23 protein-coding genes and 2 pseudogenes are annotated in these 25059 nt (G+C 52.9%); 15 read left to right on the forward strand and 10 right to left on the reverse strand.

Annotated elements, in window-relative coordinates:
* Positions 1-207: 207 nt before the first annotated feature.
* From treC to treR, 3 genes are all read right to left on the reverse strand, one after another.
* Positions 208-1869, reverse strand: coding sequence for an alpha,alpha-phosphotrehalase (treC, locus tag ABU190_RS23440; protein ID WP_354692509.1), 1662 nt, complete (start codon positions 1867-1869; stop codon positions 208-210).
* A 48-nt stretch (positions 1870-1917) separates the two neighbouring features.
* A complete protein-coding gene (treB, locus tag ABU190_RS23445) occupies positions 1918-3336 on the reverse strand; it encodes a PTS trehalose transporter subunit IIBC (RefSeq protein WP_354692510.1) in 1419 nt (472 codons plus the stop codon).
* Positions 3337-3467: 131 nt separating this feature from the next.
* Entirely contained in the window at positions 3468-4415 is a 948-nt protein-coding gene (gene treR, locus ABU190_RS23450) for a trehalose operon repressor TreR (RefSeq protein WP_039077734.1), read from the reverse strand.
* A 166-nt stretch (positions 4416-4581) separates the two neighbouring features.
* Here treR and mgtL point away from each other — a divergent pair, with 166 nt between their 5' ends.
* Both mgtL and mgtA read left to right on the forward strand, forming a co-directional pair.
* Positions 4582-4632 carry a mgtA regulatory leader peptide MgtL gene (gene mgtL / locus ABU190_RS23455; protein ID WP_222557130.1) on the forward strand — a complete coding sequence of 17 codons (51 nt, stop codon included), beginning with the start codon at positions 4582-4584 and terminating at the stop codon, positions 4630-4632.
* 199 nt (positions 4633-4831) lie between these two features.
* Positions 4832-7537 carry a magnesium-translocating P-type ATPase gene (gene mgtA, locus ABU190_RS23460; protein ID WP_354692511.1) on the forward strand — a complete coding sequence of 902 codons (2706 nt, stop codon included), beginning with the start codon at positions 4832-4834 and terminating at the stop codon, positions 7535-7537.
* Positions 7538-7579: 42 nt separating this feature from the next.
* On the opposite strand, the gene ABU190_RS23465 is transcribed toward mgtA, so the two are convergent.
* Positions 7580-8038 carry a transposase gene (locus tag ABU190_RS23465; RefSeq protein ID WP_354692512.1) on the reverse strand — a complete coding sequence of 153 codons (459 nt, stop codon included), beginning with the start codon at positions 8036-8038 and terminating at the stop codon, positions 7580-7582.
* A 397-nt stretch (positions 8039-8435) separates the two neighbouring features.
* Between ABU190_RS23465 and ABU190_RS23470 the strand changes: the two genes are divergently transcribed.
* Positions 8436-8852: a hypothetical protein gene (locus ABU190_RS23470; RefSeq protein ID WP_354692513.1), complete on the forward strand. Its 417-nt coding sequence runs from the start codon at positions 8436-8438 to the stop codon at positions 8850-8852.
* Positions 8853-9423: 571 nt separating this feature from the next.
* Here ABU190_RS23470 and ridA read toward each other — a convergent pair.
* From ridA to ABU190_RS23490, 4 genes and pseudogenes are all read right to left on the reverse strand, one after another.
* The gene (gene ridA, locus ABU190_RS23475; RefSeq protein ID WP_012134342.1) at positions 9424-9810 is read right to left on the reverse strand and encodes a 2-iminobutanoate/2-iminopropanoate deaminase; all 387 of its coding nucleotides are present in this window, start codon (positions 9808-9810) and stop codon (positions 9424-9426) included.
* A gap of 124 nt (positions 9811-9934) precedes the next feature.
* Complete coding sequence (gene pyrI, locus ABU190_RS23480) at positions 9935-10396, reverse strand: aspartate carbamoyltransferase regulatory subunit (RefSeq protein ID WP_039077731.1); 462 nt, start codon at positions 10394-10396, stop codon at positions 9935-9937.
* Between the two features lie 12 nt (positions 10397-10408).
* On the reverse strand, positions 10409-11344 hold the full coding sequence (gene pyrB / locus ABU190_RS23485) for an aspartate carbamoyltransferase (RefSeq protein WP_354692514.1): 936 nt from the start codon (positions 11342-11344) through the stop codon (positions 10409-10411).
* A gap of 35 nt (positions 11345-11379) precedes the next feature.
* A pseudogene (locus ABU190_RS23490) lies at positions 11380-11483 on the reverse strand (pyrBI operon leader peptide).
* On the opposite strand from ABU190_RS23490, the pseudogene ABU190_RS23495 reads away from it, so the two are divergent.
* The 7 genes and pseudogenes from ABU190_RS23495 to ABU190_RS23525 all read left to right on the forward strand — a co-directional run.
* Positions 11463-11546 (forward strand): annotated as a pseudogene (locus ABU190_RS23495) (hypothetical protein); the annotation flags it as partial. The pseudogenes ABU190_RS23490 and ABU190_RS23495 overlap by 21 nt on opposite strands.
* Before the next feature lie 212 nt (positions 11547-11758).
* Positions 11759-12211 (forward strand): YhcH/YjgK/YiaL family protein, encoded by a 453-nt coding sequence (locus ABU190_RS23500; protein WP_354692515.1) that lies wholly within the window; start codon positions 11759-11761, stop codon positions 12209-12211.
* 278 nt (positions 12212-12489) lie between these two features.
* Positions 12490-13464 (forward strand): SIS domain-containing protein, encoded by a 975-nt coding sequence (locus ABU190_RS23505; RefSeq protein WP_354692516.1) that lies wholly within the window; start codon positions 12490-12492, stop codon positions 13462-13464.
* A 10-nt stretch (positions 13465-13474) separates the two neighbouring features.
* Positions 13475-14305, forward strand: a complete 831-nt coding sequence (locus ABU190_RS23510; RefSeq protein ID WP_039077726.1) for a fructoselysine 6-kinase — start codon at positions 13475-13477, stop codon at positions 14303-14305.
* 89 nt (positions 14306-14394) lie between these two features.
* Positions 14395-15963: an amidohydrolase family protein gene (locus ABU190_RS23515; protein ID WP_354692517.1), complete on the forward strand. Its 1569-nt coding sequence runs from the start codon at positions 14395-14397 to the stop codon at positions 15961-15963.
* A gap of 68 nt (positions 15964-16031) precedes the next feature.
* Positions 16032-17450, forward strand: coding sequence for a YfcC family protein (locus ABU190_RS23520; RefSeq protein ID WP_354692518.1), 1419 nt, complete (start codon positions 16032-16034; stop codon positions 17448-17450).
* An 86-nt stretch (positions 17451-17536) separates the two neighbouring features.
* Positions 17537-18262 (forward strand): GntR family transcriptional regulator, encoded by a 726-nt coding sequence (locus tag ABU190_RS23525; protein WP_039077723.1) that lies wholly within the window; start codon positions 17537-17539, stop codon positions 18260-18262.
* 87 nt (positions 18263-18349) lie between these two features.
* On the opposite strand, the gene argF is transcribed toward ABU190_RS23525, so the two are convergent.
* Positions 18350-19354 (reverse strand): ornithine carbamoyltransferase, encoded by a 1005-nt coding sequence (gene argF / locus ABU190_RS23530; protein WP_354692519.1) that lies wholly within the window; start codon positions 19352-19354, stop codon positions 18350-18352.
* A gap of 162 nt (positions 19355-19516) precedes the next feature.
* Here argF and rraB point away from each other — a divergent pair, with 162 nt between their 5' ends.
* From rraB to ABU190_RS23545, 3 genes are all read left to right on the forward strand, one after another.
* A complete protein-coding gene (rraB, locus tag ABU190_RS23535; RefSeq protein ID WP_039077721.1) occupies positions 19517-19939 on the forward strand; it encodes a ribonuclease E inhibitor RraB in 423 nt (140 codons plus the stop codon).
* Between the two features lie 47 nt (positions 19940-19986).
* Positions 19987-20745 carry a tRNA isopentenyl-2-thiomethyl-A-37 hydroxylase MiaE gene (gene miaE, locus ABU190_RS23540; protein WP_354692520.1) on the forward strand — a complete coding sequence of 253 codons (759 nt, stop codon included), beginning with the start codon at positions 19987-19989 and terminating at the stop codon, positions 20743-20745.
* Positions 20746-20836: 91 nt separating this feature from the next.
* Positions 20837-21664, forward strand: a complete 828-nt coding sequence (locus ABU190_RS23545; protein WP_039077719.1) for a hypothetical protein — start codon at positions 20837-20839, stop codon at positions 21662-21664.
* Between the two features lie 49 nt (positions 21665-21713).
* On the opposite strand, the gene ABU190_RS23550 is transcribed toward ABU190_RS23545, so the two are convergent.
* A complete protein-coding gene (locus ABU190_RS23550) occupies positions 21714-22217 on the reverse strand; it encodes a GNAT family N-acetyltransferase (RefSeq protein WP_354692521.1) in 504 nt (167 codons plus the stop codon).
* 178 nt (positions 22218-22395) lie between these two features.
* Between ABU190_RS23550 and ABU190_RS23555 the strand changes: the two genes are divergently transcribed.
* Together ABU190_RS23555 and ABU190_RS23560 are read left to right on the forward strand one after the other, a co-directional pair.
* Positions 22396-23586 (forward strand): DUF898 family protein, encoded by a 1191-nt coding sequence (locus ABU190_RS23555; RefSeq protein WP_354692522.1) that lies wholly within the window; start codon positions 22396-22398, stop codon positions 23584-23586.
* Between the two features lie 208 nt (positions 23587-23794).
* On the forward strand, positions 23795-24997 hold the full coding sequence (locus tag ABU190_RS23560) for a DUF898 family protein (protein ID WP_039077716.1): 1203 nt from the start codon (positions 23795-23797) through the stop codon (positions 24995-24997).
* Positions 24998-25059: the final 62 nt, after the last annotated feature.

Genomic DNA, 25059 nt, shown 5'->3' on the forward strand with positions numbered 1-25059 from the left:
GAACGTAATGACATGGTATCTCTCGCATCCCAGGGCATAAGTGACTCCATAAACGGGTTCTTATGCCTCAGTTGTAAGTGTCTACCATGTCCCCGAACAAGCGTTCACTATGTCTCCGGACCGTACATCCCTCAGGGAGAGGGCCGGGGAGAGGGAGAAAACCGGTCGTTGCCCGGATAAGGCGCCTGCGCCGCATCCGGGGCCAGATCAGTCGTCGGATTGCAACCACCATACCGCTTCAAACGGACGCAGCGTCATCTCACCGGGCGCCGGGGAAATTTCGGCGTAATTACTCATGATCGGCTGCCACTGCCCTGGCATCTCTTTAGGTTGCCACTGCTGGCATTCACGGCTCAGGTTTGCTGCCACCACCAGCGTCTGCCCCAGCCACTGACGGCGATAACACCACAACCATGGGTGCGTGGGCAGCAAATCCTCATAATCGCCCCAGGTCAGGATCGGCTGCTCTTTACGCAAGGCGATCAGACGCAGATAGGTATAGAACACTGAATCCGGATCGTTCATCGCCGCCTGCGCGTTAACTTCGTCTCGGTTTTCACACAGGCCAATCCAGGGTTCACCGGTTGTGAACCCGGCATGTTTCTCGCCCGACCACTGCATTGGCGTGCGGCTGTTATCGCGGGATTTACTGGCCAGAATCGCCAACAGCTCGTCGGCATCGCGCCCGCTGGCCCGCAATTCGGCAAACATATTGTGGCTTTCCACGTCCCGATAATCGGTAATTCGCGTAAAATGCGGATTGGTCATCCCAATCTCTTCGCCCTGGTAAATATAGGGCGTCCCTTGCATACCGTGCAGCACCATCGCCAGCATTTTGGCGGACGGCACCCGCAGTTCGCCTTCATCACCAAAGCGCGACACAATGCGCGGCTGGTCGTGATTACACCAGAACAACGCATTCCATGCGCGATTGTGCATTCCCTGTTGCCAGTGGCTGAACAGCGATTTCAACGCCACGAAATCCGGGCGCGCCAGCTCCCACTTTTTACCGCCGGGATAATCCACTTTCAGATGGTGGAAGTTGAACGTCATCGACAGCTCGCGTCCGTCCAGCGCGGCATATTGCTGGCAATGCTCAAGGGTGGTAGAGGACATTTCGCCTACCGTCATCAGGTTACGCGGCTGGAAAACATCCCGGCTCATCTCCTGCAAGAATTCATGGGCACGCGGTCCGTCCGTATAAAAACGACGGCCATCGCCGTCATGATCGTCCGGGAAATCCTGGTCTTTGGAGATCACATTGATCACGTCCAGTCGCAGGCCGTCGACACCGCGATCGGCCCAGAATTCGCAGACTTTTTTAAGCTCCGCGCGCACCGCCGGGTTTTCCCAGTTCAGATCCGCCTGCTCCGGCGCATAAAGGTGCAGATAGTACTGCTCACTTGCCGCGTGCCAGCGCCAGGCGTTGCCGCCAAACTTTGAGCGCCAGTTATTGGGCACTTCATCCGGTGTGCCATCACGCCATATATAAAAACTGCGGTACGGGCTGGCAGGATCCTGAGACTCACGAAACCAGGCATGCTGCGTGGAGGTGTGGTTAAGCACCATATCCAGCACCAGGCGAATGCCGCGCGCTTTGGCCTGAGCGACCAGCTCATCAAAGTCTTCCAGCGTACCGTAGAGCGGGTCGATTGCGGTGTAATTGGCTACGTCGTAGCCATTATCCACCTGCGGTGAGATATAAAACGGTGTCAGCCAGATGGCATCTACGCCGAGGGTTTTCAGGTAATCGAGGCGCATAATCACGCCGCGTAAATCGCCCGTGCCGCTGCCAGTCGTGTCCTGGAAGCTCTTCGGGTAGATCTGGTAGATGACACCGTTCTGCCACCAGTGAGGAAGGGTATTCATAATGATTTCCTGGTAAAAGCGAAGGGGCGCAATCGCGCCCCAAAAAAGTTACACAATCTGCAGCGTGCCCTGGCGGAACTTACGCTGGTAAACCACCGAGGTCAGTGCCATCGGCACGATAATCGCGACGGCCATCGCCAGTGCGAACACCTGCCAGAAAGAGGGCTGAATGGAGAGGATGCCCGGCAGGCCGCCGACACCGATGCCATTTGCCAGCACGCCGTTCAGGCCACACAACAGCCCGGCAAGACCGGAGCCGACCATCGCGCAGAGCATCGGGAAGCGGTATTTCAGGTTGATACCGTACATTGCCGGTTCGGTCACGCCGAGATAAGCCGCAATGGCTGCCGGGACGGAGATTTCACGTTCGTTCTGTTTACGGCTGACAATAATGATCCCGGTTACCGCTGATGCCTGAGCAATGTTTGAGAGCGCAATCAGTGGCCACACCGGGGTGCCGCCCATGCTCTGAATCATCTGCATGTCGATAGCCAGCGTCGTCTGGTGCACACCGGTAATGACCAGCGGTGCATAGAGAAAGCCAAACAGCGCCGCGCCAATGGGCGCAAAGCTGCCGGTCATCAGGTGGCGTACCGCGAAGGCCACGCCATCGCCGATCATGCGGCCGAACGGGCCAATAAAGGCATGAGCGAGGAACACCGCCAGCAGCAGGGAACAGACCGGTACGACCACCAGATAGAGGTAATCCGGCACCCATCTTTTAAGGCGCGTTTCAATGAGCCCCAACGCCAGACCGGCCAGCAGGGCAGGAATAACCTGTGCCTGATAACCCACTTTGGCGATGCTGAACAGCCCGAAATTCCAGACTTCCGGCACCTGGGAGCCGAGCAGGTATGCGTTCATCAGTTGTGGGGAGACGAGGGTCACGCCCAGCACGATCCCGAGAATCGGCGTGCCGCCCATTTTACGCACCGCCGACCAGCAGATGCCCACCGGCAGATAGAAGAAAATCGCCTCGCCAATCAGCCACAGGAAGTCGTAGACGGTTTTGAGGCCGGGGTACATCTGCGCCAGCGTCTGGCCGTTACTCATCGGCAGATCGCCAATGACGTTACGGAAGCCAAGGATCAAACCGCCGCTGATCAACGCAGGCAAGAGGGGGAAGAAGATCTCGGCAAAGTGTGAGATCAACTGTTCGTGCCATTTCATGTTCTGGCGCGCCGCACGTTTGATCTGTTCTTTATCGGCAGAGGCCTGGCCGATAGCACTGATGAGTGCCTGATACCAGTCGCCCACGTCGGTACCAATAACAACCTGAAACTGCCCGGCGTTGGTAAAGCAGCCTTTGACCATCGGCAGCGTTTCGATGGTTTTTGGGTCGGCTTTGTCCGGTGCGTTCAGGACAAAACGCAGGCGGGTGATGCAATGACTCACCGTAGCGATGTTTTCACGTCCGCCGACCAGTTCAATAAGCCTGGCGAGATCCTCTTGTCTGACTTTGCTCATCGTGATGCCCCACTGAGAGAAATAATGACTGCTGATGAATGTGCGCAAGCATATCCATTGGCTCAATAACTGAAAATGGGAACGTTCCCGAAACCAAGCGAAGATCACAATAAACCGTGCGGGAAGGGGACTCAGGCGAGGTGGGCGGGGATCACAATTTGACGTGGATCGGTGCGGCCATTGACCTGATCGATCAGTTGCGCCGCGGCCTGGCGGCCTGCTTCGGCATAGCCGGGATCAACGGTGACGATCTCCGGGTGGAGAAACTTCATCAGCGGTGTATTCCCCACGCTCGCCAGTTGCAGATTATCAATGCGCTGTTCCTGCAAATATTTGCTGGCTCCCAGGGCAAGGGTGTCCGTTGCACAGAGCAGGGCGCTGGTGTCGGGCGTCAGCACGCTGGCGACGTTATCGTAGCCGTGTTTCATTGCGAGACCCGGCAAAATGAAATTGGGGGTGAGTTGATGGCGCTCGCAAAACGCCAGATAGGCCTCGTGGCGACGCTTGCCCGTGGTGATGTCACTGTGCGGTACGCCAATAAAACTGATGTGGCGATGGCCTTGATCATAGAGATTCTGCATCAGCAGATTTATGGCTCCTTCGTCGTCATAGCAGACGGAGGCGAACCCTTTGGCATCCCGCGCCAGCAGGACCAGCGAGGCGCGCCACGAGGATAACAACTTCTCCGTGACGCCGGTAAAGCCAAACAGCACCACGCCATCAATATTGCGGCGGCGTAGCATATGCAGATGTTCTTCGACCAAATCCGGCGAAAACTGGCTTTCCATCATGATCGGGTCATAACCCTGTTCATAGAAGGTAGGGAGCATGGTCTGGACGGCCAGGTTTTCCGAAAGAGAATCGAGACGGGAGACAATGATGGCCACCACTTTATCGCTCTGACCGCGCATGGCGCGTGCGGAACGGGAAGGTGAAAAACCGTGTTGATTGACCACCGCTTCCACGCGTTCGCGGGTACGTTCACTTACACCGCTTTCATTATTCAGCACGCGAGACACCGTTGATTTCCCAACGCCACTTAAACGCGCAATGTCTTTGATCGTCAGCCGGTTTTGCATGCGTCCTGTCCTGTTCCTCTTCTGGGCGGATAGCAGAATAAAGAAAGTTTGGTGAGTACTCAACCAAACGACAATGGGTAAAGTCTGGTTTACGTTCGGTTTAATTCACCGGAGTTATAATAACGACGCTTGAAATCGTCCCCTTTTCACCCTTACCGGAGGTTTTATGGACCCTGATCCCGCACCTCTCCCGCGACGGAGACACTCTTTCCGGTAAGCCCGCCTTTGCTGCCTTACCGGAAACGTAAGGCAGCGACGCAAAACGTCCCTGCATAACTGAAAACGCCTGCTGGCGCGGATGGCCCGTGCCTGCGGCAATGCACAACATCATTCGTGATATGTCGAGCCAACAAAGCGACATCGCGAAGGATGACGTGTAGTGGCACCCGCGTGATGCGGGGGCAAGGATGACTACTATGTTCAAAAATATCACCCGACTCCTGGCCCGGCTTAACCGCCACTTACCTCGCCGTCTCGTTCAGCGTGACCCGCTGCCTGACGCCGCTAATATTCAACACGTCGAGGTTCCGGCTTCGCTAAGCGATCGCTGCCTGGCGCTGTCGACGATGGAACTCGCCGAACTGTGGCAACAGCTCAACAGCCATCCGGAAGGGCTGAATGAAAAAGAGGTGCAGGACGCGCGGGAAAAACACGGCGTTAACCAGATCCCCGGTCAGCGCCCGGTGCCCTGGTGGGCGCATCTGTGGTCCTGCTATCGCAACCCGTTTAACCTGCTGCTGACCTGTCTGGGCATTTTCTCCTACGCGTCGGAAGATCTGTTTGCCGCCGGGGTGATTGCGCTGATGGTCGCTATCTCGACCTTCCTGAACTTTATTCAGGAAGCGCGTTCCACCAAAGCGGCGGATGCGCTGAAAGCGATGGTGAGCAATACCGCAACGGTGCTGCGTGTAGCCAATGAGCAGGGGGAAACCCGTTGGATGGAGATCCCGCTCGACCAACTGGTACCGGGTGACATCGTGAAGCTGGCGGCGGGAGATATGATCCCGGCTGACCTGCGTGTGGTGCAGGCGCGCGACCTGTTCGTGGCGCAAGCGTCGCTGACCGGTGAATCCCTGCCGGTAGAAAAAGTGGCAAAAACCCGTGCGGCGGATCAGACCAACCCGCTGGAAAGTGACACCCTCTGTTTTATGGGGACCAACGTGGTGAGCGGCACGGCGCAGGCGGTAGTTATCGCCACGGGCGGCAACACCTGGTTTGGGCAACTGGCCGGGCGGGTGAGTGAACAGGAAAGCGAGCCGAATGCGTTCCAGAAAGGCATTGGCCGCGTCAGCATGCTGCTTATCCGCTTTATGATGGTGATGACGCCGGTGGTGCTGCTGATCAACGGCTTCACCAAAGGTGACTGGTGGGAAGCGGCGCTGTTTTCGCTCTCGGTTGCCGTGGGGCTGACGCCGGAAATGCTGCCGATGATCGTCACCTCTACGCTGGCCCGCGGCGCGGTGAAACTGTCAAAACAGAAAGTGATCGTCAAGCATCTGGATGCGATTCAAAACTTTGGCGCCATGGACATCCTGTGTACCGACAAAACCGGTACGTTAACGCAGGATAAAATTGTGCTGGAAAACCACACGGATATCGCCGGTAAAGTCAGCGAACGAGTGCTGCACTGCGCCTGGCTGAACAGCCACTACCAGACCGGGTTGAAAAACCTGCTCGATACGGCGGTGCTGGAAGGGGTGGAAGCAGAAGCGGCCCGGACGCTCTCGACCCGCTGGCAGAAAATTGACGAGATCCCGTTTGATTTCGAGCGTCGTCGCATGTCGGTGGTGGTCGCCGAAACCGCGGATGCCCACCAGTTGATTTGCAAAGGGGCATTGCAGGAAATCCTCAACGTCTGCAGCCAGGTGCGTTACAACGGCGATATCGTGCCGCTGGATGAAACCATGCTGCGCCGTATTCAGCGCGTCACCGAAACGCAGAACCGCCAGGGGCTGCGGGTGGTGGCGGTGGCAACCAAATATCTCCCGGCACGCAGCGGCGATTACCATCGTGTGGACGAATCCGACCTGATTCTGGAAGGCTACATTGCGTTCCTCGATCCGCCGAAAGAGACCACGGCACCGGCGCTGAAAGCGCTGAAAGCCAACGGTGTGACGGTGAAAATTTTGACCGGCGACAGCGAGCTGGTGGCGGCGAAAGTCTGCCTGGAGGTGGGGCTGGATGTCGGCGAGGTGGTGACGGGCAACCAGATTGAGCATCTGGGTGATGACGAACTGGCAGCGCTGGCAAAACGTACCACGTTGTTTGCCCGTCTGACGCCGATGCACAAAGAACGGATTGTGACCGTGCTGCGTCGTGAAGGGCACGTGGTGGGCTTTATGGGGGACGGCATCAACGACGCGCCGGCGCTGCGCGCGGCAGACATTGGCATTTCCGTGGATGGCGCGGTAGATATTGCCCGTGAAGCGGCCGATATCATCCTGCTGGAAAAAAGCCTGATGGTGCTGGAAGAGGGGGTTATTGAAGGGCGTAAAACCTTCGCTAACATGCTGAAATACATAAAAATGACCGCCAGCTCTAACTTTGGTAACGTGTTCAGCGTGTTGGTGGCGAGCGCCTTCCTGCCGTTCCTGCCCATGTTGCCGTTGCACTTGCTGATTCAGAACCTGCTTTATGATGTATCCCAGGTGGCGATTCCGTTTGATAACGTTGATGACGAGCAGATTCGTCAACCGCAGCGCTGGAATCCTGCCGATCTCGGTCGTTTTATGATCTTCTTCGGCCCGATCAGCTCCATTTTCGACATTCTGACCTTCTGCGTCATGTGGTGGGTGTTTAAGGCGAATGTGCCGGAAGCGCAGACCCTGTTCCAGTCGGGCTGGTTTGTGGAAGGGCTGCTGTCACAGACGCTGATTGTGCATATGATCCGTACTCGCCGCGTGCCCTTTATTCAAAGCCGCGCCGCCTGGCCGCTGATCATGATGACGCTGATGGTGATTCTGGTGGGTATCGCGCTGCCGTTCTCGCCGTTGGCAAGCTATCTGCAACTGCAGGCATTGCCGCTCTCTTACTTCCCGTGGCTGATTGCGATCCTGGCCGGATACATGACGCTGACGCAGATGGTGAAAGGGTTCTACAGCCGCCGGTATGGCTGGCAGTAAATTGCTGTAATAATCGACCTGAAGCCGTTTTGTTCAGGTCGATTATCTCAAGATCAGGTGCACGAACAGATATCCCAGTGAGCAGAGGAAAAGAATAATCAGGCACCAGCTTAACTGATAAAAGACATTATCCGCTCCTAAGCCTGAACGTGCGAGGGAGATGTCTCCTTCCTTGATATGTTCTGCAGACAGCGCGCGATAGCGGCGGATGTAACGCAGGCAATAAAGTAAAACAAAGGGAATGACCCAACTGGCAACGGGCTTTGAGAAAATAAAAGCGAGCAGCAAAGTCGAAATCAAGAAGCCCAGAAAGACGTAGGACGCGGTTTTTTCTGCTTGTTTTAACTCACCGCGTATCCGTTGGGCGTGTAATTCTTGCCAGCGTCGAAGCGTGCTCGGGCTGAATCCAAATTTCTCGCACAATACGTTGTTGGGAACCCCATTTTTTGATTGCTGAAGAAAATCAGCAATCTGTTCCTCAGTGAAACGTACTTTTGCCATGATTACCCCTCCATGGCGGCTATCAATATGTATTCAGCGAGATTAGCGGCGTACCACGATGGCTTCAATCGCGATTTTTACCGCCTTTGGCAGATGAGTCACTTTAAGGCATGTATGGGAGACTTTCCCTTGTGTCGTTGCGCTAACCGGGGCTACGTGGTAGGCCGGCATTAATATTTAGTGATGGCTGCTCAGGCAGCCATTATTTTTGCAGTAGAAAGTTTTTCTTTCTTTATATTTACATTTGTCTAAACGTTTTCTGAAATGCGACATTGCTTATGTCTCCTCCCCTTAATTTATTAAATGCCGATGTTAGGATGGTGCTTTAATTATTTTTGGGGATGTTTATGCCCTAATTCAATATATTGTACTATCATACAAGGCGAGGGAAGTAGGTATGGCTGAGCGCAGATGTGCAGTCAATCTGGGAAAAGGTCTCAGAGCTATTACGGTCGGCGCTTTTTTTTATATGTTATATCTGGTTTTCGTTTGCTGGAATACAGTGAATGAGAGTAATGAGCTTATCGCGGTGCAATGGTGCCGTAATGATGATTCAGATGTGCATTATGCTGAGAGTATAGCCAGACATGGTTTATATGTATATCTGGACAGATTATCTGGGAAAATTATTATAAGAGAAATGAGCTATCCTCTTGGCAGCCCGTTTCAATCTTATCGATATGTTTATAGTACAATTGATTACGCTGATGATATCGAGCGGTCCCGAGAGTTGTGGGGGGAAATTGAATGTCTGAATGGAAATAAAGCCATGATTGGATCGTCTGGTTATGTTTTTTCATGGAGGCATAACTGATGAACAGCTTCTTACGGCGTAACAGGTTAAGCATTTTTATTTTATTTAGTATTATATTAATCTGTGTCTTTCTCATTGACTCAACGGAACGATACAATAACCTCGTTAGTTTCAGAACTTATAAAGGCAACGTTTATTCTCTTGAGAAAATAGATGATGAGGATATTAATGCGCTAAAGGTTCATGTTTATAGCTCAAGAGTTAACTGGATTTTAGGACGCGTTTGTTTCTCCAGAAACATAGCATCATACCAAAAAGGTAAAAGGGAACTGTATAGCTGGGAAATTAAACGGCTTGATCTTGAATCCATTACCTTAACAAACAATGGAAGAGAATTAGTTTTTTCAGTTACCGGCTGTTTTTAGTAAAACATAATTCAGGCCGCTGCAAAGACAGGAGCCTCATACTGTTTTGCGGTGTAATGTTATGGCTTCAATCGCGATTTTTACCGCTTTTAGTATGGCAGATGAATCACGCATGAATGCGTCAGAATATCCCCGGTGGCGCTGTCGCGGACCGGGGCTACGATCGATGGTCCGGATAAGGCGCTTGCGCCGCATCCGGGAAAGCCTTAGCGGCGTACTGCGATGGCTTCAATCTCGATTTTCACATCTTTCGGCAGACGCGCCACTTCTACGCACGAACGCGCCGGGAAGGTGGCGTTGTGCTCGGTAAAGAATGCTTCGTAGGTCGCGTTAACGGTAGCGAAGTCATTCAGATCTTTCACAAACACCGTCGTTTTCACAATATCGCCCACTTTAAGGCCTGCGGCTTCCACGATAGCTTTCACATTTTCCAGCGACTGACGCGCCTGGGCAGAAACGTCGTCCGGTACGCTACCGGTTTTCGGATCAACCGGGATCTGACCGGAGGTGATGATCATGCTGCCGAGATCAACACCCTGAACATAAGGTCCGATTGCTGCTGGTGCATTTTCCGTCGCGATAGTTTTGCTCATGATTTCTCCTGAATTACAGCGGTAATAAGGTCGGGGCTCATTATACCCGTCATACTTCAAGTTGCATGCTTGTTGGCCAGGTTTGTTCGCCCCAGTCACTGACTTGAGTACACCCTTGCATCAATTACCCTGCCAGTACCACAGAATGCGAAAACTCTTTTTCACAATATTTGCATTTCAGGGCGATATCGTGTGGGCGTTTCTTCACCGCGAAGCTGGAGGCGACCGGTTCAGCATGGCTAATGCAGTTACTGTTCGGGCAGACCAGCACGCTGTCGATGCGATCCGGCAGATTCGGATGAGACTTACTCACCACTTCATAGTTGTCGATGCGGTTTACCGTCGCCTGCGGGGCATATAGCGCCAGTTGGTTAACCTGCTCATCCGTCAGGAAGGTATTCTCGATTTTGATCAGATCCTTGCGACCCATTTCGCCTGACGGCAGGTTCAGACCAATAGTGATACGCTGTTCAGTTTCCGTCAGCTTGAATAGCGTCAGCAGCTTAAAACCTACCTGTGCCGGAATGTGGTCAATCACCGTACCGCGATTGATCGCTTCAACCTGGAGTTTATTGTCGTGTGTCATTGTCGCTTCCTCCTACAGAGCCAAATCACTATTCAGAACCAGTGCCAGCAGTGCCTGGCGCGCAAAGATGCCGTTACCGGCCTGTTGGAAGTACCAGGCGTGCGGCGTTTTATCCACGTCGGTAGTGATCTCATCAACGCGTGGCAGCGGGTGCAGTACTTTCATGTTGCTGCGTGCGCCGATAAGGTCGCTGGCGCGCAGGATGAACTGGGCTTTGACGTTGGCATATTCTGATGGATCCAGACGCTCTTTCTGCACGCGGGTCATATACAGAATATCGACCTCAGCCATCACCTCTTCGATGCTGGCGTGAATGCTCCACGCCAGTCCTTTCTCATCGAGCATGTCGAGAATGTACTGCGGCATGGCCAGCGCATCCGGGGCGATAAAGTAGAAACGGTTGCCGTTGAACTTCGCCAGCGCCTGAGCCAGCGAGTGCACGGTGCGGCCATATTTCAGGTCACCGACCATCGCGATGTTGAGGTTCTCCAGGCGACCCTGGGTTTCCTGGATGGTGAACAGATCCAGCAGGGTCTGAGTCGGGTGCTGGTTAGCTCCGTCGCCCGCGTTCAGAACAGGAATGCCGCCGGAAAATTCGGTCGCCAGACGGGCGGCGCCTTCCTGTGGGTGGCGCATCACAATCGCGTCCACATAGGTGCTGATAACTGAAATCGTATCCGCCAGCGTTTCGCCCTTCTTGCCGAGCGAGGTGTTGCTGCTGTCAGAAAAGCCCACCACGCTCGCTCCCAGGCGATGCATGGAGGTCTCAAACGACAGGCGGGTACGCGTTGAGGCTTCAAAGAAGCAGCTGGCGATCACTTTGTGCTTGAGTAACTCCGGCTGCGGGTTGGCTTTCAGCCGGGCGGCAGTATTCAGCACCAGTTCAAGTTCTTCGCGGCTGAGATCGTTTATGGAAATGATATGTTTTTGATATAGCGGGTTAGCCATGTTTATCTCCTGACGACTGCGCAAAAAAAAGCCCCTCAATAGAGGGGCTATGGAATGGGGTGGGCAACGGGAAGAAAAACGGCAGGCCTGCGTCCTTTTTCAGACGCCCAGGGACATTATGTCGAACACACTGGACCATGCTTCCTCCCGGCAAATTGTCCGCGATTATACTCAGCTACTTTTCGGTTTCAAGCGATTAATGCAACATTTGCGTCAGGCAATCGGTTTATTTGCATAAAAATGCATATTTAATAAATAAATAATTACTTTGCGGGCGCGTGGATAGTTGCACTGACCATCTGGTGGAATAAACATGCGCAAGCGCAACTCTTCGCTAAATAGGGGTGGTGAGCATCGCCATTTTTCCGTATAAAAGCTAAAAATGAAACGATGTTTTATCTTGAGGAGATAGCTATGATCGTTGGCAATATTCACCACTTACAAAGCTGGTTGCCGGAAGAACTGCGCCAGGCCATTGAACACGTCAAAACCCATGTGACGGATGCCACCCCGACCGGGAAGCATGATATTGACGGTAACAACCTGTTTTATCTTGTTTCTGAAGACATGACTCAGCCGTTTGCCGAGCGTCGCGCGGAATATCACGCCCGTTATCTCGATATCCAGATTGTGCTCAAAGGTCAGGAAGGGATGACATTCAGTACGCTGCCCGCAGGCACGCCGGACACCGACTGGCTGGCAGATAAAGATATCGCGTTCCTGCCGGAAGGCGGCCAGGAAAAAACGGTGGTGCTGAGCGAAGGGGATTTTGTGGTGTTTTACCCAGGCGAAGTCCATAAACCGCTGTGTGCCGTGGGCGCGCCCGCACAGGTGCGTAAAGTGGTTGTGAAGGTTTTAGTAGCCTGACTCGTGTTACCCGTTTCCCCTCATCCCACCAGGGTGAGGGGAGCGATCGCGCGTGGTAACCCGGGAAAACATCCGGCTACCCCTCCACCCTTATCAGAGCTACCCGAACAGCGCACCCAACGAATCTGACTTTCCACTCTCCCTCCCTGCCTGGCTTCCCCTTACCACATCGCATAACGAAAACATGATGGCGATCTCATTAATACGTATTATAACGTATTAATGTTATCCCGAATTCAATATCCCTGCGTCTAACTTATGTGGAGATTTTCAACGTTATGAATATCAAAGAAATTATTGAAAAACTGGCGGGAAATGTTAAAGACAATGGCGGGATTCGCCAGGTGTTTCTGGTGGCATGCGGCGGTTCGCTGGTGGATATGTATCCGGCAAAATACTTCTTCGACAGCGAAGCCACCACGCTGCATGTGGGTATGTACACCGCGAATGAATTTGTTTATGCCACCCCGAAAACCCTCAGTGAAAACTCACTGGTCATTGTCTGTTCGCACGGCGGCAATACGCCGGAATCGGTCGCGGCGGCAAAACTGGCGCGTGCGCACCAGGCGCAAACCGTGACCCTGACCCACAACGAACAGGCGAAGCTTATTCAGCACGCCAGCCATAATATTCTGTATGCCTGGGGCAACGATACCAATGTCGTTGATAACCCGATGGCGATTATCCTCAGCCTGTGCGTCGAGGTACTCAATCAGGTGGAAGGCTATGCGGCTTATGCGGATTTTCAGCAGGGCATGGAACAAATCAACGGCGTTATTGCAAAAGCGCGTCAACAGGTGGCTGACCGCTGCCAGCGCTTTGCTCGTCGTTATCAGGACGAAAAATTGTTTTATATCCTTTCCAGCGGTGCGTCCTATGGCCATGCTTACGGCTTCGCCATCTGTTCGTTAATGGAGATGCAGTGGCTGCACGCCGCGCCCATTCACTCCGGCGAATATTTCCACGGGCCGTTTGAAGTGACCGATAAAGAGACGCCGTTTATCTTACTGATGAACGAAGGTCGCACCCGCGTGATGGATGAGCGGGCTAGCACTTTCCTTTCCACCTACGCAGAAAAAGTGGAAGTGGTCGATGCAAAAGAGCTGGGTATTGGCGTGCTCCCTCCGCGCGTCGTGGAGTTCTTTAACCCGGTGCTGTTCTACAGCATTATGTGTGAATATCGTTCGGCGCTGGCGGATATTCGTCAACACCCGTTGGAAACACGTCGCTATATGGGACAAGTCGCGTATTAAGGAGAACATGATGAAAGTCATAGGCGTTGGCGATAATGTCGTCGATCAATATGCCCATATTCGTACGATGTACCCAGGCGGCAATGCGCTTAATTTTGCAGCTTATGCCTCCATGCTGGGCCATGAAGCGGCGTATCTGGGTATTTTTGGCAATGACAGCGCGGCAAAACATGTTATTTCCGTACTGGACGAACTGGGTGTCAGACATCCGCACTGTTTATATGTCTCCGGGGAGAATGGTTGTGCGCAGCTTAAAATAGAAGATGGCGAGCGAATATTTCTCGGATCAAATGCCGGAGGTATTCGTAAAACAACCTCAATGGATTTTATTTTCCATCATACGGACTATCTGCGGGAATATTCTCTCATTCACAGCGGTTGTTATAGCTATATGGAAGAACAGCTTCCGGCATTACAGCAACTGGGTGTGCCCGTCTCGTATGACTTCTCGGATGATTTTGTACTCGAAGAGGCGTTGCCGCTTTGCCAGTATGTCGACTTTGCCTTTTTCTCCTGCGCTGATTACAGCCTTGAGCAGACGCGAGACATTATTCAGCAGGCGCACAATAGTGGCAGTCGGATTGTCTGTGCCACGCGTGGCAGCGAAGGGGCAATTCTGTTTGATGGCAAGCAGTGGTATCAACAGGCCCCGGAATATGTCACGCCTGTGGATACGATGGGGGCAGGCGACGCGTTTATTACCGCCTTCTTGTGCCATTATCTTGCACAGACAAATACCCCGGATGAAGAAGCGATTCCTGCAAGCCTTAAGCAAGCCGCATTATTTTCGGCGAAAATCTGCCTCAAAGAGGGGGCTTTCGGCTACGGTGTTCGCTATTAAATAACGCTATCTAAATAGGTTTTTATTTCGCTCATTTTATGAGGGGAAGGGGCGCGGTTTTGCGCTTTTTCCCCAATAAGGAAAGAGTTATGCCTGAACATCATACTGCTGATCTTATTCTGCGGTCGGATAATATATTTACTGCCGACAGCGATGAATTATTTTCTGGATATATTGTTATAAACCACGGCGTTATTTCAGCGATACTTGCAAACGATGAAGATATTAGCCCGTGGCGCGGCCCCACTACCCATTTTCGCGATCTCGGCGAGCGGCTAATTTGTCCTGGTTTTTGTGATAATCACACCTTTTTCACGGGGTATATGAGCATGCATCGCGGCGTGGATCTTAGCGCCACGAACACTAGCGCGGCGGCACTATTGCTGCTCAAAAAAGCGGAGCAGGATCTGCCTGCCGGAAAAAGCCTGTACGCGTGGGGCTGGTCTGCGGCGCAGTGGGGAGCGTTACCTGCCAGTACAGAACTTGACGACGCTTTTCCCTGTCGCCCGGTGGTCGCGATTAATAGTGACAAGAGCTATTGCTGGATGAATCAGGCAGCGATCGCTCGCTACGGGTTCACGCCTGACGACTGTAGCGCGGAGTCACGTGTGCACCTGCTTACAGAAATGCTTAACGACGCGGGGCAGGTAAAAGAAGAGTTGCACGCCTTTATGGCGATGCTGGCGACGCGCGGTATAACGGCAATTAAAGATGTCTGTTTTGATGATGCTCCCGCGCTGCTGGACGCCTGGGCCGGGCTTGAGGCGAATGATGAATTGTCACTGCGCGTCAGCCTGGTCAGTGAGCCAGTGGCCAGCGCCGCTAATTTTACTTTTGCCCGCCAGGCGCGTGACCGTTTTCACTCTGACCGGCTGCGTTTTCATGGCTTTAAATTTATGGTGGATGGCGTGATTGCCGATTACACCGGCGACATGTTGCAGCCTTATACCGACCGGCCGCACACGCATAACGAAAAACCGGTGGATTACGCGCTGTTGCGCCAACAGGTGCTGGAAGCCGACCGGCTTGGGTTTAATTGCTGCCTGAACGCCGAAGGGGATGCCGCCATACGTCATTGCATCGATATTTTCGCGGAATGTCACCGCGCCAATCCTCCCCGAGTGCGCCATCACGCCTTAAGCGATCTCGAGTGCCCGCATCCGGACGATATCCCACGTCTTGCCGCACTGGGCCTTTCTGCTGAGGTCTACGCGCAGATACTGCTGCTTAATCAGAGCGCGTCTGACGCCTATATGCGTGAGCGCGGAGGCGAAGCCAGAGAGAGGCAGTTCTTTAACTATGCCGCGCTGTTTAATGCCGGGGTTCTGGTGACCATCGGCACCGATTTGCCGCTGTTTATCCCCAGTATTCCCGATGCGATCTATGCGGCCTGCTGTCGCCATTTTGCCGATGGTTCGCCACCAGAAGGATGGTATCGCGAACACGGAATGACGCGAACACAGCTTCTGAAAGCCTGGACCATCAACGCCGCCGTTCAGCATGGCATGGGGGCACAGACCGGAAGTCTGGCCGTGGGCAAGCGCGCGGATATTGCCGTGTTCGACCGCAACCTGCTCACCTGTGCCGATGATGAAGTGCGTAACGCGCGCGTGGTGCTGACCCTGATGGATGGCCGTACAACACACGATGTTTTATAGACGCCCGCCTTCACGCGCACAGACGACGTGATGACAGGCGATAAAGCAAATTCTTACCGAGGCAGATTATGCGTATTCCAACAATAAAATGGGCCGTACCCCACTGCTACGCTCTGATCTTTTTTATCATTGTCGTGGTTGCCGTTTTAACGTGGTGCATCCCCAGCGGCAGCTTTGACTATCACGCGGTCACTTTACCGGGTGGCGAGACCAAAAACCTGGTGGTGCCCGGCTCTTATCATGTACTTGAAAAAGTCACCGCTGATGGTGACTTACGACAGGGGCTTTCGGCCATTCTTGCCGCTCCCTTAGAAGGCATCATTAAAGCAGCCGATGTGATCGCCTTTGTGCTGATAGTCGGTGGCGCGTTTGGCATTATTATGCGTACCGGCGCCATTGAGCGCGGCCTGCTTGCGCTGGCGCAGCGGCTGGCAGGCAAAGGGATTCTGGTGATTCCGCTGTCGATGACGCTGTTCAGCCTGGGCGGTGCGACTTTCGGCATGAGCGAAGAGGTCATTCCGCTCTATGCCATCTTCATTTCACTGATGTTCGCACTGGGCTATGACTCCCTCACCGCTATTTTGATCTTGTTTCTGGGGACGCAGATTGGCTACGTCGGCGCGATGACCAACCCCTTTTCCGTGCTTATCGCCCAGGGCGTTGCCGGTATTCAGGGCAACCCGCAACTCTGGTTGCGTGCCATTGCCTGGGTGGTTTTTACCGCGATGTCGATTATCTTCACCATGTGGTACGCCCATCGCGTGAAGCGTGATCCGAGCAAATCACCGTCGTATGAAAGCGACTGCCAGAACCGCACGCTGTTTATGGGAGAGCAGACAGGAACGGTACACTTTTCGCTGAGTGACCGGTTGATCATCATCGCCTTTGTACTCGCGCTGGCGGTCATCTCCTGGGGGCTCATCACCCGTGGCTGGTATATGGTGGAGATTGGTACTGTCTTTTTAGCGCTGGGGCTGTTTGCCGGTATCGTCAGCAGAATGTCTGTGAGCGATGTGGCGGAAAGCTTTGTCGATGGCTGCAAAGAGTTTGTCTATGCTGCGGTCGTTATCGGCCTGGCGCGCGGCATTCTGGTGGTGGCGGATAACGGCAAAATCATCGACACCCTGCTGTACGGCCTGTCGGAAATGCTGGATGGCCTGCCGCAGTATGCTTTTACGACGCTGATGCTGGTGAGCCATAACATCATCACCTTCTTCGTGCCGTCCTCTTCAGGGGAAGCGGCGTTAACCATGCCGGTGCTCGCACCGCTGGGCGATCTGGTTAACATCAATAAAGAGGCGATGGTGATGGCCTATCAATTTGGTAACGGGCTGACCAATCTTATTTCGCCCACCGGCGGTGTGCTGCTGGCCGGGTTGTCGATTGCGCGCGTAGGGTTTGGTCAGTGGCTGCGGGTGATTATGCGCCTGTTTCCGCTGCTGTGGATCACCAGCGCCATTTTTGCGGCCATCTCCGCCTGGGTTTAAGCGCGCTATGCGCGCCGGCATAGTTTGCCGTGCGCGCATCGACTATAATCCGGGTTCAAATCATTGGCCCTGTTGGTGAAAACGCGATGTTGAGTAATGGACTGCAACAGCATACCGCTGTCCCGCTATACAGACAGTTGAAGGACAAAATCCTCAGCGATATCTCCTCCGGTAAACTTGCGGAAGGGGCGAAAATACCCACCGAAGTTGAGCTGAGTGAGCTGTATGACATTAGCCGTGTGACGGTGCGTAACGCTATTAAAGAGCTGGTGGACGAAGGCTATCTGGTTAAGAAACAGGGAAAGGGTACCTTTGTTTGTCTGCCGAAGATTGAACGTAAAGTGGTGCATCTGCTGAGCTTTACCGATGCCTGTGACAGCAGCCATCTGACTACCGCCAGCAAGGTGCTGCGTACCGCTATCCTCGACGATTATCACCATGTTCGCGAAGCGCTGCGCTTAGCTGACGACGACTCGTTGCTCTATATTCAACGCCTGCGTCGCGCGGGGGACCATCCTTTGATGCTGGAGAATAACTACTACTCGCTCAAGCGATTTGGTTTTTTACAGCAGGAAGATCTGAGCGGTTCGTTGTATCAGCTTTTACGCGAAAAGTACGCGATTCGCCCGACCCATGCCGGGGAGACCACCGTGGAGATGGTGCGCGCCCACGGCGAGACGGCAACGTTGCTGGAACAGCCGCTCGGAGAGCCGCTGTTTTTAATGAAGACGCTGATTCTGGATGCCGACTACCAGCCTATTCATTACGGCGAGCAGCTTATCGTTGCCGAGCGGTATAAATTCAATTTTTGAGATGCGGGTGTTTTTCCCGGATGCGCTGCGCTCATCCGGGCTACGCCTGAGTGTAGCCACGGTAGGCGTAGCGCGCTGTGTAAATGATTACTGAGCCAGGGTCGCGACCATCACCGCTTTGATGGTGTGCATGCGGTTTTCCGCTTGATCAAACACAATACTGGCCGACGATTCAAATACCTCGTCGGTCACTTCCATTCCGCCGTGCAGACCGAACTCTTCAGCCATCTTCTTGCCAAGCGTCGTCTGGTCGTCATGGAATGCAGGCAGGCAGTGCAGGAACTTCACATCCGGGTTACCGGTCAGCGTCAGCATCTGGCTATTCACCTGATACGGACGCAGCAGGTTAATGCGCTCGGCCCACTTCTCTTTCGCCTCGCCCATTGATACCCACACGTCGGTGTAGATAAAGTCTGCCCCTTTCACCCCTGCGGCGATATCTTCGGTCAGTGTAATATTGCCACCGTTTTTCTCTGCCAGCGCTTTACACTTCGCTACCAGACTGGCTTCCGGCCAGCAGGCTGTCGGGGCGACGAGGCGTAAATCCAGCCCGGTCATCGCCGCCGCTTCCAGCATGGAGTTGCCCATGTTGTTACGCGCGTCGCCTGCATAAACCAGCGTCATTTCATTAAACGCCTTGCCCGGCAGGTGCTCTTGCATGGTCAACAGGTCAGCCAGCAACTGCGTCGGGTGAAACTCATTGGTCAGGCCGTTCCACACCGGAACTCCGGCAAACTGCGCCAGGGTTTCGACGACCTCCTGGCCATAACCGCGATACTGAATACCGTCGTACATTCTGCCCAGTACGCGTGCGGTATCCTTAATTGATTCTTTATGCCCAATCTGACTGCCGCTTGGGCCGAGCCAGGTGACGCGAGCACCCTGATCAAATGCGGCAACTTCGAAAGAGCACCGGGTGCGAGTTGAGTCTTTTTCGAAGATGAGCGCGATGTTTTTGCCGATAAGTTTTTGTTCTTCTTTGCCGTTTTTCTTATCGGCTTTCAGTTTGGCGGCGAGTTGCAGCAGAGCGTTGATTTCAGCAGGGGTAAAATCGAGCAATTTCAAAAAATGTTTCTGGTAAAACGACGACATGGTTCCCTCACCTGGCTAAAGCCACTTATTGAATTAAAATTCAATTTATATGTATGAATATTCATTTGCAAGCCAAATGAATAAATCTTTTCCGCGAGGAGTGGAGGCATTGCCAACGGTATGTGACAATATCTCTATCTGCCACATTATGAGGAATGAGCCATGGCGAACCCGGAACACCTGGAAGAACAGCGCGAAGAGACGCGTCTGATTATTGAAGAATTGCTGGAAGATGGCAGCGATCCTGATGCGCTCTACACCATTGAGCATCACCTGTCGGCAGATGACTTCGAGACGCTGGAAAAAGTGGCCGTCGAAGCGTTTAAACTGGGTTACGAAGTGACCGAGCCGGAAGAGCTGGAGCTGGAAGAGGGCGAAGTCGTTATTTGCTGCGACATTCTGAGCGAATCCGCCCTGAAAGCCGAGCTGATTGACGCGCAGGTGGAACAACTGATTAACCTGGCCGAGAAATTTGACGTCGAATATGACGGTTGGGGCACCTACTACGAAGACCCGAACGGTGAAGACGAAGACGGCGACGAAGATGAATACGAGGATGAAGACGACGACGGCGTACGTCACTAAGTCTTCCCTGTGCGGCAGCTACGGCTGCCGCAGTGCAAGGAACAGCCATGGATTACCCGCAAATACTCTCCCCGGTTTTACACTTTCTGCATTGCCCAACACCTCAGGCCTGGATAGATAAAGCCCGCGATCCGCAAAACCTTCCGCTGTTGCTCACCGATCATATGGTCTGCGAATTGAAAGCCGCGCAAACCGCCATGCTGCTGGTGCGTAAATATGTGGCGGATAAAAGTGGGGCCGATGCGCTACTTGAATGGCTGAAACCCTATGAAGCTTTTACCTTTCGTGAAGGGCCGGAGCCGGACTTTGTAGCGTTGCACAAGCAGATCGCCAAAGGCGCGATGCCGAAAGCGGATGATCCGTGGGGCAGGGCGCTGATCGACAGCATGGTGCTGCTTATCAAAGAAGAGTTGCACCATTTCTGGCAGGTACGCGAAGCTATGCTTGCCCGCAATATTCCTTATGTGAAGATCACTGCCAGCCGCTATGCGAAAGGGATGCTCAAAGGTGTGCGTACCCATGAGCCGCTTACGCTTATCGACAAGCTGATTTGCGGTGCTTATATCGAAGCGCGCTCCTGCGAACGTTTTGCCGCGCTGGCCCCGTATCTGGAAGAGGAATTACAGAAATTCTATCTGTCATTGCTGCGTTCCGAAGCCCGCCACTATCAGGATTATCTTGCGCTGGCACAACAGGTCTCGGAAACGGATATCACGCCACGGGTTCGCTATTTCGGTGAGATTGAAGCCGAACTGATCACCTCGCCGGATCCCGAGTTTCGTTTTCACAGCGGTGTGCCGGGCTGACCTGCCAGAATCCGTAGTTATTTCGCTCGCCAGGTGACAATCCTCGCCGGGCTGGTACAACAATCAGCAAAATGGTTACAAGGAACCTGAAATGAACTGGACGTCTATTCTACTCTCCGCCCTCGTCGCTGGTCTGGCGACAGCACTGACGCAGTATCTGCGCCGGAAAGGGAAAATCGGCGGCATCACCTCGGCGGTGATTGTTGCGGTTGCTATTGTGGTCTGGAACGTGGGCTATCGGCAGTATATTGCACCCTTACTGCAAAATAGCGGTGAGTCGCAAATGGACGTGGCGTTCCGTGCGATAAGCAGCATGCCGACATACCAGGTGTTGCGTGAACAAGAACCGCAGTTGCTGGAAACTATTCGCAGCACGGCGAAAAAAATGGAAAAAGAGGGGAAAACTCCTCAGCAGATTATTGATTATATTCAACCGCAGATCGTCGGGGTACAAATGGTGCGTTTACAAAACGCCCCGGATGAGAACGTGATTGCTTATATGCAGATCAATATGGAGCAAACCGTGGCCATTCAGAAAGTCAGCGATGATAATTGCTTTCGTTTCCTGTTCCCGGCGGTGAAAGGGGGGATCAATCCCGCGAAAATGTTGTCGAGTGATTTCCTGATGAAACGCATGAATATTGATGCCGCGATGATGCGCGCTGCCTACGGCGTCAACCGACACACGGTGACAGATAAAGAGCGCCAGGACGCTCAGCAGCATCTGCAGCCAATTATTGCGGCGCTGGTCAAGAAATACGGTCAGGATATTGAGATCATGCCGGACCCGCGCAAAGGCGTCGGCAAAGAGAAAGTCGCCTGCGACATTGTGCAGGATTTGTGGCGTAATGTGCTGACGTTGCCCCAGGATCAGGCTGCGGGAATGATTCGTCTGATTATGGCGCCGGAGAATCAGTAAAGAAGAGGTTCCGGTCCTTTCCGGTAGAAAAGGAAAGGGCCGGGAACAATTACAGTGTTTTCAGCATTCGCACTTCGCAATCCACATGCCCGGTACAGCCCAGCGGCCCGCTGATATGGCTAAATCCGAGATGCTCATACAGGCCAATCGCCTCTTTTAAGAACGCGGTAGTTTCCAGATAACAACGGGTGAAGCCCTGCGTACGGGCGTGTTCAAGCGCCAGCAGCGCCAGTTTCTTCGCCAGCCCCTGACCGCGCGCGGCAGGCAGGAAATACATTTTTTGCAGTTCGCAGATATCCGGCTCGCTACATTTCAGCGGGGCGACACCGCCGCCGCCCACCACCAGGCCATCCTGTTCCACCACCCAATAGGCGTGCCCCGGCTGGCTGTAGAGTTGGTACAGCTCGTCCAGATTGGGGTCCGCCACGGTATAGCCTTTATCAGCGGTAAGACCGTATTCGGCAGAAACCCGACGAATAACGGAGGCAATCGCGGCATTATCGTCGGCAGTCATCCGGCGTAATGTCACGCTCTGCTTGGCCACAACATTCATACATTCACTCAATAAAATACATTCATTTATACGCGTATTTAATAGCACTCTCTGAAAGTGGCTGCAAGTCGTTTAATTGTGATGTGATTTACAGGGGGATACGTTATCGTAGCGCGCTTCACGGAAGTGATAATCATTATTTATCAAATCAATGTTTATATTTAAGGATGATGTAGTTATGAACGGTGATATCCGTTATACGAATAATTCCCGACAAACATTTATATTTCATGGCAAGGGTCTGGATTATTTTTTAATTTCTCTGGTTAATGTTCTGCTGAGTATCATTACGTTAGGGGGTTATATCCCCTGGGCAGTGGTGCGCTCCCGGCGCTACGTGTACGAAAACATGGAGTTAAACGGTGCACGCTTTGGCTATCATGCAAAGGGTGGCGCACTGTTTATAAGTTGCTGGTTAATGTCGATAATCTTTTTGGTCGTTATCTATACCGCAGAGGTGCTGCATCCATTATTAGGTTATATCGCGATATTTCTCCTTATGTTGGTCATGCCTTTTTTTATGGTGAAAAGCCTGCAATATAATGCGCTGATGACCACATTAAATAATATCCGGTTTGCCTTTCATTGTTCAATGAAAAAAGCCTGGTGGGTAATGATGGGCCTACCGACATTACTGGCTATTTTATTATGCGTGGTTCTCTATGGTATTGGGAGTATGATGTTCAGCGGTTACAATTTTGACAGCTTACTGGCGAAGATTATTACGCTGGCACTGCTCGGAATCGTGGGCATGGGCGTGAGCAATGGCTATGTGTATGCCAAATGGTTATCTCTGATCGGGAAAGGTGGCCAGTTCGGCGTCCATAAATTCGATATTCGTGTCAGCACGAAGTACTGTATTAAAGCCTGCCTCTTCTCATTAGGTATTCTGGTTCCGTTTATGGGGCTCATGTTTTACTTACTTTCGGTCTCCAATAGCAGTATGGCGATGCTGCGTACGATTAACGGCTCGGGGGATGTCGAGCTCTCAGGGTTTCCAGGGCAAATTCTGCTGTGCTACCTGCTCTATATTGGCGGCATTCTGATCTCATCGGCTTATCTCTGGCAGGCCTTCCGCAACCATTTAATAAATGGTTTGACGCTGGCGGAAGGGCGTATTCGTTTTACTTCCACCCTGACGTTCTATGGCGTTGTGGTACAACTGGTTTTGCTGGCCTTCGTCTCGGGGATCACGCTCGGCCTTGCGTATCCGTGGATGAAAATACGTTTTCTCCGTTACCAGGCCCTTCATACCCATGTTGAAGGAGATTTGGACGACGTGGTGTTGACGGATCATAACGAGCAGGTTGAAAAAGGTTTTATCGCCCTGCTTTCCCGTGGCCTGATGCCGATAGCTCCTTTCATATAAAACCAAAAGGCCGGACTCTGCTTCGGCCTTTATTTGCTTTTATCGTCGTTTTCCTGCCATACCATCACTTTTCTGTGCTGACAAGACCAGTAATATTGGGCGCTACATTTTTAGTACAAAGTTTACTAAACTTAATAACGGAAATAAAAATACCGCAATATTTTTATGGCTTAATTAGCGTTGTTTCTGATTTACGATAAGGATTGTTATGACTTTTGAAAATGGTGGTGCTGCGGCGACGCCTTCCCGGAATTTTGTGTTCCAGGGCAGTGGCGCGGGATATTTCTGGATCTGGCTGGTAAACGTTTTACTCACCATCGTCACCCTCGGGTTGTTTCTGCCCTGGGCGCTGGTGCGTGCCCGCCGTTATTTTTATGAGAATACCGATCTGGAAGGGGCGCGTTTTTCTTACCACGCCACTGGCCGTTCAGTATTTGTAGGCTGGCTGTGCCTCATGGTGCTGTATATCATATTCCTGATTAACATGGCGCATAATAACGTGGTGTTATCCCTATGTATGATAGGGCTGTTTTTACTTTTCTTCCCATGGCTGGTCACGCAGGGCCTGCGTTATCAATTCCTGATGACGGAAATTAATAATGTGCGCTTTAGCTTTTACGCCAGCCCGCTGCGCGCCTGGTGGGTCATGCTGGGCTGCCCGTTGTTAATTATGACGGTCTCTGTGGTGGTGTTTTCGCTGTTTATGTCGAGCACTCTCAGCATGGGTTCCTATACCGCGATTATTGTGGGTATTGGCGTTGGTACGCTGGCGTTGCTGCTGGGTTCCGCCATTATGCAGGGGGTTTATACCGCCCAGTGGTATGGCATGCTGGTGAATAATCTGCAGTACGGTACGCAGAAATTTGCCGCAACCTACTCCATCAAGAAGTGCATCTGGATAGCGCTGTTTTCCATGCTGCTGCTCTTCCCGTTCCTGGCACTGGCGTTGTTTATCATCGTGCCGGCCTTCTTTACGCTGATGCAATATTCCCAGGCGGTGGGCGATAGCCCGGAACAACTGGCGATGTTAGCCGGGCCATTCTACGGCAAAATCGCGCTGGCCTATCTGGTTTACCTGTTCGGTATTATTGTCTGCTTTATCTATGCCTTCGTGAAAATGCGTAATTATATTTACGGGCAGGTCACGCTGGCCGGGCATATTCGCTTCTCATCGACTGTGACTATTGGGCGCGTGCTGTGGTTGTCTATCAGCAATACGCTGGTGTGCATGATTACGCTTTTCCTGGCATATCCATGGGCGAAAGTCCGCTTTACCCGCTATGTGCTGGAAAATACTCATGTTCACGGTGAATTGCAGAACCTGACGCTGGAAAACCACGGTCAGCAACCGGCAAAAGATCCGGCGAACCTGCTGGCGCGCGGGTTGTCGTTCTTCCCGGCGGTGTTTTAAGTCAGACGTTCCCGGATGCGTGATGCTGTTTGTAGCCCCGGTAAGCGCAGCGCCACCGGGGA

It is taken from the genome of Phytobacter sp. RSE-02, assembly GCF_040578655.1.
Taxonomy (GTDB): domain Bacteria; phylum Pseudomonadota; class Gammaproteobacteria; order Enterobacterales; family Enterobacteriaceae; genus Phytobacter; species Phytobacter diazotrophicus.